Source organism: Pseudomonas sp. S49 (assembly GCF_009866785.1).
Lineage (GTDB): Bacteria > Pseudomonadota > Gammaproteobacteria > Pseudomonadales > Pseudomonadaceae > Aquipseudomonas.
On record NZ_CP019432.1, the window covers coordinates 2,775,492 to 2,793,095 of the forward strand.

General features: G+C 60.2%; 15 protein-coding genes and 1 pseudogene. 2 read left to right on the forward strand and 14 right to left on the reverse strand.

The window, feature by feature from the left end; all coding sequences use genetic code 11:
* Positions 1-20: 20 nt before the first annotated feature.
* Together PspS49_RS29815 and PspS49_RS12385 are read right to left on the reverse strand one after the other, a co-directional pair.
* Positions 21-131: pseudogene (locus PspS49_RS29815) on the reverse strand (metal ABC transporter ATP-binding protein); the annotation flags it as partial.
* Positions 124-1,098 (reverse strand): TerC family protein, encoded by a 975-nt coding sequence (locus PspS49_RS12385; RefSeq protein WP_160039513.1) that lies wholly within the window; start codon positions 1,096-1,098, stop codon positions 124-126. The pseudogene PspS49_RS29815 and the gene PspS49_RS12385, both read right to left, overlap by 8 nt.
* A 164-nt stretch (positions 1,099-1,262) precedes the next feature.
* On the opposite strand from PspS49_RS12385, the gene PspS49_RS12390 reads away from it, so the two are divergent.
* Positions 1,263-2,207, forward strand: coding sequence for a Dyp-type peroxidase (locus PspS49_RS12390; protein WP_160039515.1), 945 nt, complete (start codon positions 1,263-1,265; stop codon positions 2,205-2,207).
* On the opposite strand, the gene PspS49_RS12395 is transcribed toward PspS49_RS12390, so the two are convergent.
* The gene (locus tag PspS49_RS12395; protein WP_095050072.1) at positions 2,208-2,996 is read right to left on the reverse strand and encodes a helix-turn-helix transcriptional regulator; all 789 of its coding nucleotides are present in this window, start codon (positions 2,994-2,996) and stop codon (positions 2,208-2,210) included.
* Positions 2,997-3,080: 84 nt separating this feature from the next.
* Here PspS49_RS12395 and PspS49_RS12400 point away from each other — a divergent pair, with 84 nt between their 5' ends.
* Positions 3,081-4,079: a bile acid:sodium symporter family protein gene (locus tag PspS49_RS12400; RefSeq protein ID WP_160039517.1), complete on the forward strand. Its 999-nt coding sequence runs from the start codon at positions 3,081-3,083 to the stop codon at positions 4,077-4,079.
* 82 nt (positions 4,080-4,161) lie between these two features.
* On the opposite strand, the gene PspS49_RS12405 is transcribed toward PspS49_RS12400, so the two are convergent.
* From PspS49_RS12405 to PspS49_RS12455, 11 genes are all read right to left on the reverse strand, one after another.
* The gene (locus tag PspS49_RS12405) at positions 4,162-4,791 is read right to left on the reverse strand and encodes a hypothetical protein (RefSeq protein WP_116029146.1); all 630 of its coding nucleotides are present in this window, start codon (positions 4,789-4,791) and stop codon (positions 4,162-4,164) included.
* Between the two features lie 167 nt (positions 4,792-4,958).
* Positions 4,959-5,714 (reverse strand): ABC transporter ATP-binding protein, encoded by a 756-nt coding sequence (locus PspS49_RS12410; RefSeq protein WP_127926863.1) that lies wholly within the window; start codon positions 5,712-5,714, stop codon positions 4,959-4,961.
* Complete coding sequence (locus PspS49_RS12415; RefSeq protein WP_150751909.1) at positions 5,708-6,769, reverse strand: iron ABC transporter permease; 1,062 nt, start codon at positions 6,767-6,769, stop codon at positions 5,708-5,710. Before PspS49_RS12415 ends, PspS49_RS12410 begins: the two co-directional genes overlap by 7 nt.
* Positions 6,766-7,947 (reverse strand): ABC transporter substrate-binding protein, encoded by a 1,182-nt coding sequence (locus PspS49_RS12420; RefSeq protein ID WP_160042504.1) that lies wholly within the window; start codon positions 7,945-7,947, stop codon positions 6,766-6,768. The genes PspS49_RS12415 and PspS49_RS12420 overlap by 4 nt, the downstream gene beginning before the upstream one ends.
* A 62-nt stretch (positions 7,948-8,009) precedes the next feature.
* Entirely contained in the window at positions 8,010-10,424 is a 2,415-nt protein-coding gene (locus PspS49_RS12425) for a TonB-dependent receptor (protein WP_160039519.1), read from the reverse strand.
* 96 nt (positions 10,425-10,520) lie between these two features.
* On the reverse strand, positions 10,521-11,498 hold the full coding sequence (locus PspS49_RS12430; RefSeq protein ID WP_160039521.1) for a FecR domain-containing protein: 978 nt from the start codon (positions 11,496-11,498) through the stop codon (positions 10,521-10,523).
* Positions 11,499-12,014: a sigma-70 family RNA polymerase sigma factor gene (locus tag PspS49_RS12435; protein ID WP_016987079.1), complete on the reverse strand. Its 516-nt coding sequence runs from the start codon at positions 12,012-12,014 to the stop codon at positions 11,499-11,501.
* Between the two features lie 85 nt (positions 12,015-12,099).
* A complete protein-coding gene (locus tag PspS49_RS12440) occupies positions 12,100-13,284 on the reverse strand; it encodes an aminotransferase class V-fold PLP-dependent enzyme (protein WP_160039523.1) in 1,185 nt (394 codons plus the stop codon).
* Between the two features lie 13 nt (positions 13,285-13,297).
* Positions 13,298-14,539, reverse strand: a complete 1,242-nt coding sequence (locus tag PspS49_RS12445; protein WP_150751915.1) for an MFS transporter — start codon at positions 14,537-14,539, stop codon at positions 13,298-13,300.
* Between the two features lie 13 nt (positions 14,540-14,552).
* Positions 14,553-16,403, reverse strand: a complete 1,851-nt coding sequence (locus tag PspS49_RS12450) for an IucA/IucC family protein (RefSeq protein WP_150751916.1) — start codon at positions 16,401-16,403, stop codon at positions 14,553-14,555.
* Positions 16,404-16,439: 36 nt separating this feature from the next.
* The gene (locus PspS49_RS12455; RefSeq protein WP_150751917.1) at positions 16,440-17,600 is read right to left on the reverse strand and encodes an NAD/NADP-dependent octopine/nopaline dehydrogenase family protein; all 1,161 of its coding nucleotides are present in this window, start codon (positions 17,598-17,600) and stop codon (positions 16,440-16,442) included.
* Between the last annotated feature and the right edge of the window lie 4 nt (positions 17,601-17,604).

Here is a 17,604-nt window from a genome sequence, read left to right on the forward strand (position 1 = left end):
CCACCACCGCAATCCAAATGTGGGAGCGAGCCTGCTCGCGAAAGGGGAGTGTCATTCAACTTCGATGTTGACTGGTCCGACGCCTTCGCGAGCAGGCTCGCTCCCACAGGGTTTTGTGCGGTGTCATTCAGTGCTGCGTTCGCTCTCTCTGGTGGTCAATAGGCTCAGCAAAACCGAACTCAGGATGACCCCGCCCACCACCGCCAGCGACCACTCCACCGGCATGTGCAACCACGGCATCAACACCATTTTGCCGCCGATAAACACCAGCACAATCGCCAGCCCATACTTGAGCAAGTGAAAGCGGTCAGCCATGTCCGCCAGCAGGAAATACAGCGCGCGCAATCCCATGATCGCGAAGATATTCGAGGTGAAGACAATGAACGGATCAGTCGTCACGGCGAAGATCGCCGGGATGCTGTCCACTGCGAACATCAGGTCACTGGCCTCGATCAACACCAGCACCAGAAACATCGGCGTGGCCCAGCGCACGCCGTTCTGCAGGACGAAAAACCGTTCGCCATGAAACCCGCTGGTGATGCGCATATGCCCGCGCACCCAGCGCAGCAACGGATTCTTGTCCAGGTCCGGTTGGTGGTCGGCAAACACCAGCATCTTGATCCCGGTGAAGATCAGGAACACGCCGAACGCATACAGCAGCCATTCAAACTGCGACACCAGCCACACCCCGGCAAAAATCATCACCGCGCGCATCACGATCGCCCCGAGCACGCCGTACAGCAGCACCCGCCGCTGTAACTCCGGCGGCACGGCGAAGTAACTGAAGATCATCACGAAGACGAACATATTGTCGATCGACAGCGACTGCTCGATCAAATATCCAGTCAGGAATTCGAGGGTCTTCTCCCGCGCGATGTCAGCGCCGAACGCGCCGTGCAGATACCACCAGAGCAGGGCGGCGAAACTCAGTGCCAGCAAGCACCAGGCGATGACCCAGGACAAGGCTTCGCGCACTGATACCCGATGCGCCTTGCGCCCACCGAAGACAAACAGGTCCAATGCCAGCATGGCAAGCACGAAGACGATGAAGGCGGCCCACATCCACGGTTCGCCGATATTGATGTTTGTGGCTGGCATGTCACGCTCCCTGTCTATTCTTCGATTGGGGTCAGACGAGGCCATGCTAGCGACGGGATTGCCGCAAAGAAAAATCGTTTATTTCTGCGCAACAGTTCGATAAAAACGAACTATCCGCCCTCGTTAACAGCTCGGGCACTTTTTACGGAGCAATGTTTTCAACGATGAATACCGACATTCTCGAACCTCAAGCGGTGTGCAGTCCGATCACCAGCAGCGCAATTTTCATCGTCGCGACGTTGAATCCGGGGGCTGAAGCCGCGCAAACCGTCAAAGACTGGTGCGGCGATGTCGCCGGGCTGGTGCGGTCGGTTGGCAAGCGTGTCCCGACCGGCAATCTGACCTGCATTTGCGGCTTTTCCTCGAACGCCTGGGATCGCCTGTTCGGCGATCCGCGCCCGGCGTCGCTGCACGGTTTTCGCGAATTTGGCGGGGAAGGGCGACATGCCCCGGCAACCCCGGGTGATCTCCTGCTGCACATTCGCGCCGATCAAATGGACCTGTGTTTTGAACTGGCCACGCAGATCATGGCGGTTCTCGACGATGCGGTGACCGTGGTCGACGAAGTGCAAGGTTTTCGCTATTTCGACATGCGCAGCATCATCGGTTTTGTCGACGGCACGGAAAACCCGGTCGGGCGCAAAGCGCTCAACTTCGCCATCGTCGGTGACGAAGATCCGGGCTTCAGTGGCGGTAGCTACGTGCTGGTGCAGAAATACCTGCACAACATGACCGCATGGAACGGCTTGAGCGTTGAGGCGCAGGAACGCGTGATTGGTCGCACGAAACTGTCCGACATCGAGCTGGATGACGCGGTCAAACCGAGCAACTCGCACAGTGCACTGACCACCATTACCAACGCACAAGGCGAGGAAGTGAAGATCCTCCGTGACAACATGCCGTTCGGCCGACCGGGAGCAGGGGAGTTCGGCACCTTCTTCATCGGCTACGCGCGCTCGCCCGAGCCGATGGAGCAGATGCTGGAAAACATGTTCGTCGGCAAGCCACCGGGTAACTACGACAAGTTGCTGGATTTCAGCACGGCGGTTACCGGCAGCCTTTATTTCGTGCCGTCAGCGGACTTGCTGGAAGAACTGGCGGATCGCTGATCAGCGAAAAAACTCCCCCGGCGTTTCACCAAACTGCTGTCGAAACGCCGCGATAAACGCCGACGTCGAGTCGTAACCACAGGCCAGCGCAACATCGGTAACGCGTTCACCTTTCTCCAACGGCGTCAGTGCACCAAGCAGGCGCAAGCGCTGGCGCCAGGCGCGGAAGGTCAGGCCGGTGTCGCGCAGAAACAGACGGGTGAGGGTCTTCTCGGTGACGCCGAACTTCTCGCTCCAGTGGCTCAGCGTGGTTTGCTGTTCCGGATGGTGTTCCAGGCTCTGGTAGATCTGCTTTAAGCGGGCGTCTTGCGGCAACGGCAACATCAGGTCGATCTGCGGCGCTTCGGCCAGTTGATCGAGGATCACTTGGGCGAGGCGTCCATGCGGGCCGCTCTGGTCGTATTCCACCGGAACCTGACTGAACGCGCGGATCAGTTCCCTGAGCAGATCGCTGACGCCGAGCACGTGACAACGCTTGAGCGCCCATCCGGCAACGCTGCAGTCGATGTAGAGGCTGCGCATTTCGGTGTGCGGCGAGCTGAACACCCGATGCGGCACGCCCGCCGGGATCCACACCGCGCGCTCCGGCGGGGCGACGAAGCGGCCGACGCTGGTCTGGATTTCCAGCACACCCTGAATCGCATAGGACAACTGCACCCACGGGTGGCTGTGGCGCCGAGTCAGGGCGCGATTGGGCAGCGATTCGGTGCGCCCGTAGAGTGGACGCGGCAGGCTGGGCAGCCCGGGAATGCTGCGACGCACGCTTTTGTCATGTCCTTTAGGCGGCATCTCGTGGCCCTTCGGCGTTAGTCGGTAATCCGCAGCCACGTTAGAGTCGTCGGCACGCCCTGGCAACCCCCGGATGAACCGACCATGACTCGCCCCCGCTTTTTGCCCGACAACTTCACCCTGACGCTGATCGGCGTCGTATTGCTGGCCAGCTTCCTGCCGGCCAGCGGCCAGGTCGCCGTCGGCTTCGGCTGGCTGACCAACATCGCCATCGCGCTGCTGTTTTTCTTGCACGGCGCCAAACTGTCCCGTGAGTCGATCATCGCTGGCGCCGGCCACTGGCGCCTGCATTTGCTGGTGTTTGGCCTGACCTTTGTGCTGTTCCCGATTCTCGGGCTGGCGCTGAAACCGCTGTTGTCTCCGCTGATCGGCGACAAGCTGTACATGGGCATGCTCTACCTGTGCGCACTACCGGCCACGGTGCAGTCGGCGATCGCGTTCACCTCGCTGGCCCGGGGCAACATTCCGGCGGCGATCTGCAGCGCGGCGGCATCGAGCCTGTTCGGGATTTTCCTCACGCCGCTGTTGGTCACGTTGCTGCTCGACGTCCACGGTGATGGTGGTTCGACGCTGGATGCGATCCTGAAAATCAGCGTGCAATTGCTCCTGCCATTCATTGCCGGACAGATCGCCCGGCGCTGGATCGGCGCGTGGGTCGGACGCAACAAGAACTGGCTGAAGTTCGTCGATCAGGGCTCGATTTTGCTGGTCGTCTACGGCGCGTTCAGCGAGGCCGTCAACGAAGGCATCTGGCATCAGATTCCGGTCGTTGATCTGCTGGGATTGGTGGTGGTCTGCTGCATTCTTTTGGCGCTGGTGCTGCTGGCGTCGACGTTGCTCGGCAAGGCATTCGGCTTCAGCCAGGAAGACCGCATCACCATTCTGTTCTGCGGTTCGAAAAAGAGCCTGGCCACCGGCGTGCCGATGGCGCAGGTGTTGTTTGCCGGCAGCACCATCGGCGTGCTGATCCTGCCGTTGATGCTGTTCCATCAGATCCAGTTGATGGTCTGTGCGGTGCTGGCGCAGCGCTACGCCAAGCGCCCGGAATCGGTGCCAGAGCTGATGGCACAAGTCGATCCATGATTCCGACTCGGGTCTATCGGAGCGCTGATGACGAAGTATTAGCCCGGTTGCACCGCGAATGCAGGTGGTCGCAAGGCGTCTTTCAGGCGCTTAGCTGAAACGTGCACCACGCCGCACTGTCGTTGCGCTCCTTTACTCCCACGGGTGCTCCGTCGTGGTAGATACGAACATCTGTAGTGGGCGAACGACTCCCTTTGGCGTTATTCGCGACGTGTACGACTGTGCGACCGACAGACAGAGCACGGAGCTTGGCACCGAGAATATGCCAACGGCCCATCAGTGAGTGGGCCGGATTCACCAGAACGTCAAAAGGCAGTTGGATTTCAGCTTTCGCCAAACCATCGGTGTTGAAGGCGTTGATTTCACCGCAGAGTATGAATGAGACCTCACGATGGCGGATCTTGAACGTCCGGCCCTGAAAACTCGATTCCAGTTGTCGCAAGTTTTCAGCGTTTGGGGCTTGAGCAAAAATCTGCTTTGGCATCCCGATGATTTCCGTCGGGGAAACGAGCCAGGGAGTGACTGATTGCTTCTTTCCCGACTCCAGGAAAACCTTGGTGCCGGGGTGGAGTACTTTCTGAATGGCCGCTGCAGCAGGAATGTTTTCTGCGAAGCCTGGCAGTACAACGAGGTCTGAACGAAGGGTCGATATCAGGTCGACAATAGACTGCGGTGTTGCGCTGTTCAACGGTGAAATGGCTGTGATTTTCATGCCTTTTTCTTCCTGAAATTATTGACGGCCAGTCCAGTGACGACGGTGTTTTGCCACTTCTCGACGAGCAATGCTCTACGGCAAAGATCGGCGCTGATTGGCGCTTGGCACGAGGCGGGCACAACGTTACAACACCGCGCTGCACCGTTGCCAGCAGCGATTGCACTTCATACGATGTCGTCGATCAGAATGTGGTTTACCCCACGGCTGCACTGCTCGATGCGCGCCTCAACCTTGTAGACATCGCGCAGCATCTGTTCGGTGATCACCTCATTGCTCGGGCCGCTCCCCTGACTGGTGCCATCAGCAATCACCAACACCTGATCGGCGAAGCGCAACGCCTGATTCAGATCATGGATGGCAATGAACACAATCACCTCGCGTTTGCGCGCGAGGCTGCGCATGAAGTTCAGCACTTGCACTTGTCGATGCATGTCGAGGGCGCTGGTCGGTTCGTCCATCAGCAGGATTTCCGGCTCGCGCACCAGCGTCTGGGCGATGGAGACCAACTGCTGCTGACCGCCGCTGAGTTCACCAAGGTTACGGAACGACAGCCCGGTGATGCCCAGCGCGGCGAGAATCTCGTCGACCAGTTTCAGCTCATCATCATGGACCACCCAGCCCGGCGTCAGTTGCTTGCGCGCCAGCAGCACGGATTCGTACACCGTCAAACGCGCACTGGCATTCAGGCCTTGCGGCATGTAGCTGATGCCGCTCGAGCCTTTTTTCGAGCCCTGCAAAATCACCTGCCCGGGGCCATCGATCAGCCCGGCCATACGTTTGAACAACGTCGATTTGCCGGCCGCATTGGGCCCGACCACGGCCACCACCTGACCGCCAGAAAACGTCGCCGTCGAGACACCACGAATGATCTCGCGCTGACCGTAGCGGGCGCCGAGATTTTCCAGTTGCAGCGTCACCATGAGTTTTTCTTCCCGCCGAGAATCAGTGAAATGAAGAACGGCACGCCGATCAGTGAGGTGACCACGCCGATGGGGAAAATCGCACCGGGGATCAGGGTTTTGCTGACCACCGAACTGGCCGAGAGAATCAGCGAACCGGTGAGCAAGGAGGCCGGTAAAAAGAAGCGCTGATCTTCACCGATCAGCATGCGCGCGATGTGCGGGCCGACCAGACCGATAAAGCCGATGGTGCCGACGAAGGCCACGGGAAACGAGGCGAGCAGGCTGACCATGATCAGCGTCTGAAAGCGCAGGCTGCGCACGTTGATGCCGAAACTGGCAGCCTTGTCGTCGCCCAGGCGCAGGGCGGTCAAGGCCCAGGCGCGTTTGGCGAAAATCGGCAGGGTGATCAGGATCACCAGACAAATCACCCCGAGTTTCGGCCAGGTGGCTTTGGTCAGGCTGCCCATGGTCCAGAACACCACGGCGGCGACGGCTTGCTCGGTGGCGAAGAACTGCACCAGCGCCAGCAGCGCATTGAAAGTGAATACCAGCGCGATGCCGAGCAGCACGATGGTTTCGGCAGTGACGCCACGGCGCATGCTCAGAAAGTGAATCAACAGCGCCGAGAGCATGGCCATGATGAAGGCGTTGAGCGGCACCATGAATTGCGCGGCCAGCGGGAACAACGCCACACCGAAGGCCAGGCCCAGCGCCGCGCCGAAACTGGCGGCGGCGGAAATACCCAAGGTGAACGGACTGGCCAGCGGGTTGTTGAGGATGGTCTGCATCTGCGCGCCGGCCAGCGACAGCGCCGCGCCGACCGCCACTGCCATCAGCGCCACCGGCAGACGAATGTCCCACATCACCACGCGCACTTGTGGAGACGCGCTGTCCGGTGAAAACAATGCGCCAAGCACTTCGCTGAAACTGTAACTCGCCGGGCCCAGTGCCAGATCGAGCAGCACACTGCACAGCAACAGAACCACCAGCCCGGCGAGGATCAGGCGTTTACGCAGCACCAGTCGCCGATAGGTTTCGCGCTGCACCTCGACGGTCTCGGTCAACGAACTCATGGTTTGACCTCAGGATTACGCAGGCTGACGAAGTAGCCCGGCTCATACGGCACAGGCAGAAAACGCTCGTGCAGTTCGCGGAAGGAGGCGTCCGGGTCGAGATCGGCAAACAGCTCCGGGTGAAACCATTTGGCCAATTGCTGAATGGCCACGAACTGATAAGGGCTGTTGTAGAACTGATGCCAGATGGCGTGGAAGGCTTGTGTCTCCTGAGCCTTGATCCCGGCGTAGGCCGGACGCTGCGTATACCACGCGAGTTTTTTCCGTGCCTGGTTCATGTCGGCGCCGGGCCCGACACCGACCCAGTGGCCACCGGGTGCAAAGGCTTCCCAGTTGGCCGTGGTGACCACCACGTGCGCCGGATTGGCGACGATGACCTGCTCGGGATTCAACTGGCCGAACGTGGTCGGGATGATCCCCCGGGCGATGTTGTTGCCGCCGGCCATGTCGACAAACAGACCAAAGTTCTCGTTGCCGAAACTCAGGCAGCAATCGTCGGTGTAGCCGCCAATGCGCTCAATGAACACGCTTGGACGCGGTGGGTGCTGTTTCTCGATGACGTCGGTGACGCGGTGAATCTGCTGGTTGCGAAAATCAATGAAGGCTTCGGCGCGTTGCTCTTTACCGAACAGTTTGCCGAACAGACGCATGGTCGGTTCGGTGTTCTGCATCGGGTTGTTGCGAAAGTCGACGTACACCACCGGGATGCCCAAAGCGTCGAGCTTCTCGATGTAGCGTGCATCTTCGGTGGCGTGCTGCGCTTCGATATTGAGGATGATCACATCCGGGCGCTGCGAGATCGCTTGTTCGATATCAAAGGTGCCGTCTTCAAAGCCGCCGAAGGTGGGGATTTTGGCAATGCCGGGGAATTTGCGCAGGTAGGCATTGTAGGTGTCCGGGTCGGACTGGATCAGGTCCTTGCGCCAGCCGACGATGCGTTCGATCGGATTCTGTGTGTCCAATGCGGCGACCAGATACAACTGCCGGCCTTCACCGAGGATGACCCGTCTGACCGGCAGATGCACCTTGACCTTGCGCCCGAGCAGATCGGTCACTTCGGTGCGCGCCGTATCCGCTTCGGTGGCGTTTGCATTGCGCGGCGCCAGCGCAGACAGGCTCAGCAGTCCTGCCAGTAACAGCGCAGCCAACGCGAGGCTGCGTCGATCGAAAATCACCATGGTCAAAGCCTTTGCAAAGGTCAGTTCGGCCAACGGCTCACACCGCTGTCCGGCTGAACGTTTCAGAAATCGACAGTCGCCGACAGTAATAAGGTGCGCGGTGAGCCTTGGGAGAACGCGCCGTAGGAAGCGACGCCCGACCAGTACTCGTGATCGAACACGTTCTGCACGGTGGCGCGAAACGTGGTCGGTCGATCATCGATGCGCGTGCTGTAGCGGGCGCCGACATCGAAGCGGGTCCAGTCATCGAGTTTTTGTGTGTTGGCCTGGTTCACGTACTGGCTGCCGGTGTGGATCGCGCCTCCGGTCAGTGTCAGCCCCTCGACCCAAGAGGTGTCCCATTCGGCCCAGAGGTTGACCTGAACCTCGGGCACGCCGACCGGTTTGTTGCCGCGGTTGGCGGCCACGCCGGTTTTCGTCAGTTCGGCATTAAGCAGGGTCACGCCGCCGAGCAGGCGAGTGCCCGGCGTGACTTCGCCGAACACGTTCAGCTCCAGCCCGCGATTGCGTTGTTCGCCCTGCACCGAGAACACCCCGGAGGCCAGTTCGCCGCTGGGTTTGGTGATCTGAAACAGGCTGATGGTGGAGGTGAACGTGCCGTAATCGGCTTTGACCCCGAGTTCGTGCTGGCGGGAAACATAAGGGGCAAAGATCTCGCCAGCGTTGGACGCGGTGGAAGGCGCGATGTCGCCCTTGCTCAGCCCTTCGAGGTAGTTGTAGTAGAACGAAACGTGGTCCCAAGGCTTGATCACCGCGCCGAACAACGGGGTCGTCCGGCCGTCGTCGTAGGACGTGGTCACCACGCCGGCGGCGTTGTAGTTGTCGGATTTGATGTTCTGTTTGCGCAAGCCCAGGGTTACCTGCGCGCGGTCATCGAGAATCGACAGCGTGTCGGCAAGCGCCACGCCAGTCAGTTCGCTCTGCGAGACCTTCGGCGTATCCGGCTTGGGGATGTAAGGTTGCGGGCGATCCACCGGGTGATAAATGTTCGACAGGATCGGTGCGCCGGAAATGATCCCGCGCGACAACACATCGCGATAGCGACTGACCTGCACAGTGGTGCGGTGACTGATCGGCCCGGTATCGAAGCGCAGCCGCGCACCGGTATCAACGGTGTAACGCTCGACTTCGAACTTGTAGTAACCGGGGATCGATGAGGTGTCGCCTGCGGCATTGATAATGGTCGGCGTCTGGTCGGACATTCGCGCCACATCCGATTTGCCGCCGCCGGCATGGGCGAACACCGTCAATGCGTCGCTGAGGTCATATTCGCCGCTGAGCAGCGCCGATTTGTCACGGGTTTTCGACCAGCCCCAATCCTGACTGACGTTGCTGCGACCGTTGGCGGCGGAAGGAATGTCCACGCCCGGAGCAATCAGGAACGGCCGCGAAGCGGCGTCGAAGCTTTCTTTCTGGTTGAGCCAGTCGAAGGTTGTGCGCAGGCGTTCGCCCTGATAGTCGAGGGAAATCGCGCCGATGTCGACGTGGCGCGATTGATCGTCGATCGCCGTGTTGCCCAGTTGCGTACTGCCGTTGAAGCGCACGCCAAAACGGCGCTCTTCACCGAAGCGGCGACTGACATCGAGATGGCCACCGGCCTGAGAATCCATGGCGTAACTGGCGGTGAAACGGGTCAGGTCTTCATCGAGGGAGCGTTTCGGCACCACGTTGATTACGCCGCCGACCGCGTTGTTGGGTGACATGCCGTAGAGCAGGGCGCCGGGACCTTTGACCAGTTCGATGCGCTCGGCGTATTCGGTGAACACGCGGTAATTGGGCGCCACGCCGTACACGCCGTCGAAGGCCAGTTCACCGAGGTTGCCTTCGCCGACGGGAAAGCCACGGATGAAGAAGGAGTCGACAATCCCTCCCGTCTGGCCAGTGGATCGCACCGAGGAATCACGTTCCAGCACATCGCCGACGGTGACGGCCTGTTGATCCTTGATCAGCGACGAGGTGTAGGTGCTGATGCTGAAGGGGGCGTCCATGACATCCGTATTGCCAAGAATGCCCAAGCGCCCGCCGTTGGCCACTTGTCCACCTGCATACACTTCTGGCAGGGAATCGGCGCGCTTTTCGGTGCCGATGATCGATGTTTCATCCAGCGTCACCCGGCGTGGCACCAATGTGTAGCTGCCGTCACTGCGCAAGACCATGTCCAGGCCACTGCCCGCCAGCAAGCGATTGACCGCCTCCTGCGTCGAGTAATGGCCGATCAGCGCAGGGCTGGTCAGGCCTTCGGCCAGCAAGGGCTCGAACGACAGGGCAATGTTGGCGTCCACGGCGAAGCTCGACAGGGTCGCACCCAGCGGCCCGACGGGAATGTTGTAGGCACGAACCGCGACAGCGTCCAGTTGCACCGGCACGGCGGCCAAGGCAAACGGGCAAACGGCACCGATCAGGACAAGGCTTAGCAACGCACTGCGAACAACGGGGTTGAGCTGACGTTCCGGGCGCAGATGGCGTGCGGCAAGCATGGATGAATGAGCCTATAAACAGGACGAAAAGGTGCTTCTCCCCAATAGCCAGTCGAGATCGGAAAAAGTATCAGCCTAAGGCAAATATTTTTTCACTCAGGCCGGAGAGAGCATGACCCAGTAGCCATTCAAATGGCCGCTGACGAGGATCGGGTAGGTTTGCGCCAGCATGTTCAGGGTGCGCTGGCTGTCGCTGATCGGGTAGGCGCCGGAAATGCGCAGATCCGCGATTGCCGGATCGAGGCGCACGAAGCCACGGCGATAGCGCGTCAGTTCTTCGACGAAGTCGGCCAAGCGCATCTTGTCAGCCATCAGCATGCCTTGCGTCCAGGCACCGACATAACGGTCGGCAACGCTGAGCTGGCCAAAGGTGTGGGACGAGAAGTCGGTGCGTTGACCGGCGTTGACGATCAGCGGCGTGGTCTGGCGATTGTCCGCGAGCTCGACTTTGACCGCGCCTTCCAGCACGGCGAGGTGGGTGCGCGGTTGCAGTTCGCGCACGGTGAAACGCGTGCCCAGCGCCTGCATCCGACCTTGACGGGTGCTGACCAGAAACGGTCGCGCCAACGGTGAAATGTCCGGCGCGGTCTGCACCAGTATTTCGCCTTCGCGCAGGTGGATGAGGCGTTGATTGGCGTCGAACAGCACGTCGATGGCGGTGTCGGTGTTCAGGGTGATTTTCGAGCCGTCGGCCAGGGTCAGCTCGCGTTGCTGGCCAACGGCAGTGCGATAGTCGGCTGACCATTGCTGCGACTCTGCCAGCTTCCAGCTGCCCCAACCGGCCGGCAGGATCGCCAGAATCATCGCCAGTTTGCCCAACGCCGCACGGCGCTCCGGGCTGCTCGGGCGATCGAGCGCCGACATCGCCAAGGATGGTGGCAGGCCGCCGAGTTTGCTCTGCAACAACTGCGCCCGCGCCCAGGCACGACCGCGCTCGAGGGTGCTGGCTTTCCAGTATTCCCATTCGCCGCGTTCGCTGTCGCTGAGTTCGCCTTCACTCATGCGGATCAACCAGTCGGCGGCTTCTTCCAGGGCCTGGTGATCGAGGTGCGGCTCATGGCGGCGGCTGAGCATTCACTCCACCAGCAACAGGCACTGCACGAAGGCTTGCTTCATGTAGCGTTTGACGGTGATCAGCGACACGCCCAACTGCTCGGCGATGTCGTCGTATTTAAGGCCGCTGATCTGCGACAACAGAAAGGCGCGTTTGACCAGCGGCGGCAGGGCGTCGAGCATCGCGTCGATTTCATGCAGGGTTTCTAGCACCATGAAACGCAATTCCGGGGAAGGCACCTCCGGCGCCGGCACATGGGCGAGGGCGTCCAGGTAGGCACGTTCCAGTGCCTTGCGCTGATACCAGTTGACCAGAATGCCCTTGGCCACGCAGCTCAGATACGCACGCGGCTGCTCAATGACGGTGACCTGGGAGGCAAGGATACGGGTGAAGGTGTCCTGCGCCAGATCCGCCGCATCCATGGCGTTTCCCAGTTTTTTTCTCAGCGTCGCATACAGCCAGCCGTGATGGCCGCTGTACAGGGCTTCGATCGCGCGCAGGTGATTGGCATTATTCGCGGGAAGGGTTTCGCTCATGGCTGCAGATTTTCATGCAATTGAGAAGTATTCCCAATGCTAGTTTACAACCCCTCTTTGACGCAAGCGCCGATTGGCGTCCTGTTCAGGTGCCCTGCAAACCGCGCAGTGCAGCAACCATTGTGTCGATTTCCGCCTCAGTGTTGTACGCATGCACCGACGCACGGCTGACCTCCAGCAAGTCCCTGTGCTGCATGTCGAGCAGGGTCGAACGGAACGTCGAGGTGCTGACGTTGATGCGCTTTTCCTGGCCGGCCAGCCACTGCTGAACGTGCGCGGCGCTGCTGTCGCGATGAGTAAACGTGACGATGCCGGACTTCTGCACCCCGAGGTCTCGCGGCGTGATACCGGGGATATCTGTCAGTTGCCGGCGCAGGTAATCAGCCAATTGCTGAATCCGCTGCCACATCGGTTCGATGCCTTGCGCCAGCGCGTATTCCACCGCCGCACCGAGGCCCAGCTTGGCGGCGACGTTGCATTCCCAATTCTCGAAACGTCGGGCATCGCCGCGGATTTCGAACGTCTCGGCGTCCTGCAATGAGGCGGCATGCAAATCGAGAAATGCCGGTTCCAGGTTCTGGCACAGGGACTTTTCGACATACAAGAAGCCCATCCCGCGCGGCCCGCGCAGGTATTTGCGACTGGTGGCCGCGAGCATATGACAGCCGATTTTTTGCACGTCGATCGGCATCTGCCCGACACCCTGACAGGCATCGAGCAGAAACAGCACGCCAGCCGAACGGGCGAGGGCACCGATCTGCTCGATGGGTTGCACCGGGCCGCCATTGGTGGCGATCACCGGCAGGGAAATCAGCGCAACCCGATCATCGTCGAGCATGGCCGTTAGTGCCGACATGGAAACCTGGCCGTGTTCATCGTTAGGAATGACCCGAATCTCGATACCACGCCGCTGCTTCATTTGCAGATAAGGAATGTAGTTGCCGGCGTATTCGGTGGTCGATGTCAGTACTACATCGCCGGGTTGCAGCGGTAACGAATAGAACGCCATGTCCCAGGCGCGGGTCGCGTTCTCGATCACCGCAATTTCGTCAGGCTGAGCGTTGATCAATTGCCCGATGGCGGCGTAGACATTTTCCACTTCGGCCGATTGCTGCCCGGCGGCTTCGTAGCCGCCCAGAGTCGCTTCAAGCTGAATATGACGGGTCATGGTCTCGATCACCGGCGCGGGCATCAGCGCCGCGCCGGCATTATTGAAGTGGATCAGTTGCGCGACGGCGGGGGTGTGGGCGCGCAGTTGTTCAATGTTCAAAAGCAGACTCCTTTCATTCCCCGTCCGGGGCAGGGCTCGGTTGCATCGCCGCCGGCCAGTAGCGCAACGCGACGATCGGGATCAGTGCGACGACGTAAGCGAGGCAAACAAACAGATAGGTGTACTGTAAACCGTAGACCTGACTGAGCAGGCCGCCGGCGGAAATCCCCGCAATCGAAGCGAATTGCGCAGTGCCCTGAGCGATGCCCAGTACATGACCTTGTTGCGAGCTGTCGGCGGTCTTCGAGATCAGCGCCATCAGCACCGGCGTTGTTGCACCGAGCAGTACGCCCCAGATGAAGTAGGCGACCACGAACACCAGCGGGTTGTGAGTGATTCCCGCCACCGCAGTGAGGACGATGCAGCCGATGACCACGTAAGTCATGCGCTGCAAGGTGTCCTGCTGACCACGGTGTTCGAAATAACGCGACCACGCCGTGGCCGACAGAATGAAGCCTAGCGCCAGCAAGCCGTAGCAGAGACCGACCACCGAATTGCTGACCTCGAACACCGAGCTGACATACAGCGAAAACGAGGTCTGCGGCAGCATCCGCGCCAGCAACAGAATACCCATCACACCGAGCAGCGACAGCAATGGCGAGCCTTGCCAGAGGCTGCCGGAACGAACCGGCGCAGTTTTGTCGACGATCACGGCTTTCTTCACCGGCGGCACGTCCGGCAAGGTCACGGCGGCGATCACGGTACACACCGCACACAGCGCCGAAGCGATGATGTTGATCCAGAAGAACGTCGCGTAATCGAGGATCAAGCCGCCGACCACCGCACCCAGCAGCGAGCCGACATTGGTCGAGATTTGCAGAATGGCGAACAGCCGAGCGCGCCGCGACGGCGCTTCAATGCTGACGCCATAGGCCTGTGCCGGCGCGATATAGCCGGCAAACGCGCCTTGCAGAAAACGCAGGATCAGAATCACCCAGATATCACTGAAGAGCGCCAGCCCAAGCTGGGTCAACGACAAGCCGGCGAGGGCGCGGATCATCATCAACTTGTGGCCGTAGCGATCACCGATCCGGCCCCAGAATGCACTGGTGAGAATAATGCCCAGCATCGGCCCGACGTACACGGCGATGCTGGCGAAGCTGAAAAGCGACTCTGACGTCGTCAGCCCACGCAGGTGGACAGGCCAGAACGGCCCGCTCATTTCCATCGCGCCCATCGATACCAGCTGGATCGCAAATAGAAGATAAATCAGGATTCTTACTCTCGAACCCTGGATGGCACCTGCTTGGGACATGAGTCAGCCTCGGTTAAACGCTAGCGAGCGGGTTGGTCAGGGTGTGTTGCAAACGATAGTTGCTGTACTGCATCAAGTGCATGCGCAACAACGAACGGGTTGGCCAAGCCTCTTCGACGAACGCCTTGTGCTCGGTTTCCCACACATCTGCCGCGACGCGGTCACGCACCGCTTCGAAGGCAAGGTCGGTTTCTTCGCGCAAGATTTGCCATAGCCGTGTGTTGTTGAAACCGTACTCCTTGGTCAGCCACAGGGCGATTTCATGCAGGTGCGTGAGGAACGCCGCGTCGAGCACAAACATGCGTACTGGCTCGATATCACCGGAGAATACTGTCGGCAGAATACCCGGCTGCACGTGCGGTTGCAGGCTGTAACCACGGCCCTCGAGCAACGGCGCGTAAGTGCGGCCATCGCCGAAATCGCGGATCAGCAGACTACGTGCTTTGCCGTCCGGGGAGAACAGCACCATGGTGTTTTGCTGGTGCGCCTCAAGGCCGATGCCGTACATCAAGTAGATCGCCACCACCGGGTGAGTCACCACTTTCGCGTACTCGCGGAACCAGTTCTCGACCTGCGCAGTATTGGCGCGCACACCGTCACGTTCAATCAGATCAGTGAACAGCGGACGACCGCTGCCGGGCAAACGGGTGAACAGTGAAGCCACGGTTATCGGCAGACACTTATCGTTGCGTTCGAACGCTGGTGCGCTGGCGCGATACACCACGGACAGATGACGGCCCGGGTGATCGTCCTGCGTCACCGCGTTTTTGTAACGCACACCGATTTCTTCCGGGAAGATTTCCAGGCGCTGATCGAAGCCGTTTTCCGTCTCGAGAATCTTGCTGATCACCGTACTGATGCGCGGACCCATGTGAATCGACTTGGCTTGCAGGCTGCGCAGTTCGCTGGTCATCCATACCGCGATGGGCAGTTTGATCAGCGGCGCGGATTCGTCCAGTACCGGCATCATCGTGCGATAGGACATGGTCGGCAGGGTTGGCAGGTCCGGGCCATCGGTGATCAGAATGCCGTCGGCGATTTCCTGCGCGAAGGTTTCCAGCACGTAGGCTTGTAAATGCCAGCTGTGGATCGGCAAGGGCAGCCACTGGTTTTCGTCCAGTCCCTTGCTGTTGAGCGAGGCTTTCCATTGCGCCCATTGCGTCGGGAAATGCTCGGCGAACCAGGCGCGGTAATCGATCACGTGCGGCATGCTTTCGCTTTTCGCGTTGTCGGCGCGCAGTGCGGCGATGCGCAGGGGCACCTGTGCGTTGAACTCGGGCGACAGTTGCTCGACCTCTTCATCGGTCAGGCCCGGGCGGGCTTTCCAGGTCGGGTAATAAGGATGGCCTTCCAGCGAACCCCACTGGTCGAGAAGAATGGCGGCGTCCTTGGTTTTGGCGTGCTGGCGCAAGTAATCAGTAAAGCTGTGCAGTCCTTGATCCTTGGCGGCTTGTGCCAGTCGGGCGTTCCAGTGCTGGCGATGCTGACGGGCGTGGGCGTCGTTGGTCAGGCTGTTTTCCATGTCGGACTTGAGCCCGGCCACGCCTTCGTCGGTCGGGGCGAAGTCGAAACTGTCGCGCAGCACATCGAGCATGTCCTGGTGGCTGGTGATGAGCTGGCGCACGCCTTCATCGGTCACCAACACCACGTCGCCGTCGTTGACCACGGTATCGGCCGGGCTTTTGGCGATGTCGGAAAAGGCCAGATGGGCGCGTCCGCCCTTGAGCGGGTAAGTCGCCTGGTGTCCCTCGACGGAAAAGCTCAGGGCCGAACGGTCGAGGATGTTTTCCGCAAACAGGCAACGCACCAGACGGCGCATGGCGTTTTTGCGGGAGTAGGCGATCAGTGTCTTGAAGTCATCCATATCAGCGGTCTGCTCATCGAAAATTGAATAAAAAGATCAAGCGGCGGCGCTTGTCGTGTGCGGCCATTGGCGCGGGAAATAGTCGAGTGCCGAGCCGCGCAGGCCTTCCATGTAGGCCACGCTCCACTGCAGGACTTCCTCGATGTAAGGCACCTTGAAGTCGAAACGCTTGGCCATTTCCACCAGCAGCACCAGGCCATAAGCGACGTCTTCGTTGAAGGCGCGGCTCTCGCGCTCGATCACGTAACCGGCGCGGTTGTCGGCGGCCGGCACCATCGGCGCGAGGATGTCGTTGTAAGCCTGATTGGTACGCAGGATCGAGAGCATGCTGCTCGGGTCGCGGATCTGCTCGCCGTAAGCCTCGACGATTTCCTGTTTCAGCGATTTCACCGAGGACAGGTCGATGCCCAGTCGCTGGCTGATCACCGCACACAGTTCCTGGCTTTCCTGATCCATGCGTTCAAGGAAATACGCGCCGAGTTCCGGGCATTCGGTCCACCAGCACATGCGTTGCGGGAAGATCTTGCGGTGCCACTGGCCGTAGGGGCCGATCAGGCCGTAGATCACCGAGCTGTGCATGATCGGGTTGCCCGGCGTCAGGGTGATTTCCAGAAAATGCTTGAGCATCGTCACGCACGGGCCGTACAGCCGCGTGAGTATTTTTTCCAATTGGCGGCGCGCGGTTTGTGGCTCCCGGGCGTGGGTCGCGACGTACAACTGGCTTTTGCCGCCGCCCATTTTGATCGAGCGTCCGGGGGTCAATTCGAACGCGGTGTGCGGCACATCCTTCATGCCCCAGATCACCACGTTCGGTCGATCGGGCAGGGTGGCTTCGGCCAGCCAGTCGAAACCGCAAAAACCGGGAATAGCGCCGATGAACACCGGTTTGCTGGTGGTCAGATGCGGCGCGATATCTTTCAACGTTTGCGGACGCGCATGGGCCGGCACGGTGATGATGACGATGTCGGCATCTTCCACCGCGGCTTTCGCGTCGCTGGTCACCCGGTCCAGTCGGGCGCTCAGCGACGAGCCGTCCGGCAACAAGGCCTGCATCGGCGTGTGACGGACGTGGTGTTCGATGACCTCCTGATTATGGGTGTGCATCGAAACCTGAACATTGGGTAGCTGCTTGAACAGGATGGCGTTGAGATGGCCGGTCCTGCCGCCACCACAGATGGCGACTTTCAACAGATTCATCGAG

Coding starts and splice junctions, on each gene's coding strand:
- PspS49_RS12385 (WP_160039513.1), bottom strand. CDS start 1,098: ATGCCAGCCACAAACATCAATATCGGCGAACCGTGGATGTGGGCCGCC.
- PspS49_RS12390 (WP_160039515.1), top strand. CDS start 1,263: ATGAATACCGACATTCTCGAACCTCAAGCGGTGTGCAGTCCGATCACC.
- PspS49_RS12395 (WP_095050072.1), bottom strand. CDS start 2,996: ATGCCGCCTAAAGGACATGACAAAAGCGTGCGTCGCAGCATTCCCGGG.
- PspS49_RS12400 (WP_160039517.1), top strand. CDS start 3,081: ATGACTCGCCCCCGCTTTTTGCCCGACAACTTCACCCTGACGCTGATC.
- PspS49_RS12405 (WP_116029146.1), bottom strand. CDS start 4,791: ATGAAAATCACAGCCATTTCACCGTTGAACAGCGCAACACCGCAGTCT.
- PspS49_RS12410 (WP_127926863.1), bottom strand. CDS start 5,714: ATGGTGACGCTGCAACTGGAAAATCTCGGCGCCCGCTACGGTCAGCGC.
- PspS49_RS12415 (WP_150751909.1), bottom strand. CDS start 6,769: ATGAGTTCGTTGACCGAGACCGTCGAGGTGCAGCGCGAAACCTATCGG.
- PspS49_RS12420 (WP_160042504.1), bottom strand. CDS start 7,947: ATGGTGATTTTCGATCGACGCAGCCTCGCGTTGGCTGCGCTGTTACTG.
- PspS49_RS12425 (WP_160039519.1), bottom strand. CDS start 10,424: ATGCTTGCCGCACGCCATCTGCGCCCGGAACGTCAGCTCAACCCCGTT.
- PspS49_RS12430 (WP_160039521.1), bottom strand. CDS start 11,498: ATGCTCAGCCGCCGCCATGAGCCGCACCTCGATCACCAGGCCCTGGAA.
- PspS49_RS12435 (WP_016987079.1), bottom strand. CDS start 12,014: ATGAGCGAAACCCTTCCCGCGAATAATGCCAATCACCTGCGCGCGATC.
- PspS49_RS12445 (WP_150751915.1), bottom strand. CDS start 14,539: ATGTCCCAAGCAGGTGCCATCCAGGGTTCGAGAGTAAGAATCCTGATT.
- PspS49_RS12450 (WP_150751916.1), bottom strand. CDS start 16,403: ATGGATGACTTCAAGACACTGATCGCCTACTCCCGCAAAAACGCCATG.
- PspS49_RS12455 (WP_150751917.1), bottom strand. CDS start 17,600: ATGAATCTGTTGAAAGTCGCCATCTGTGGTGGCGGCAGGACCGGCCAT.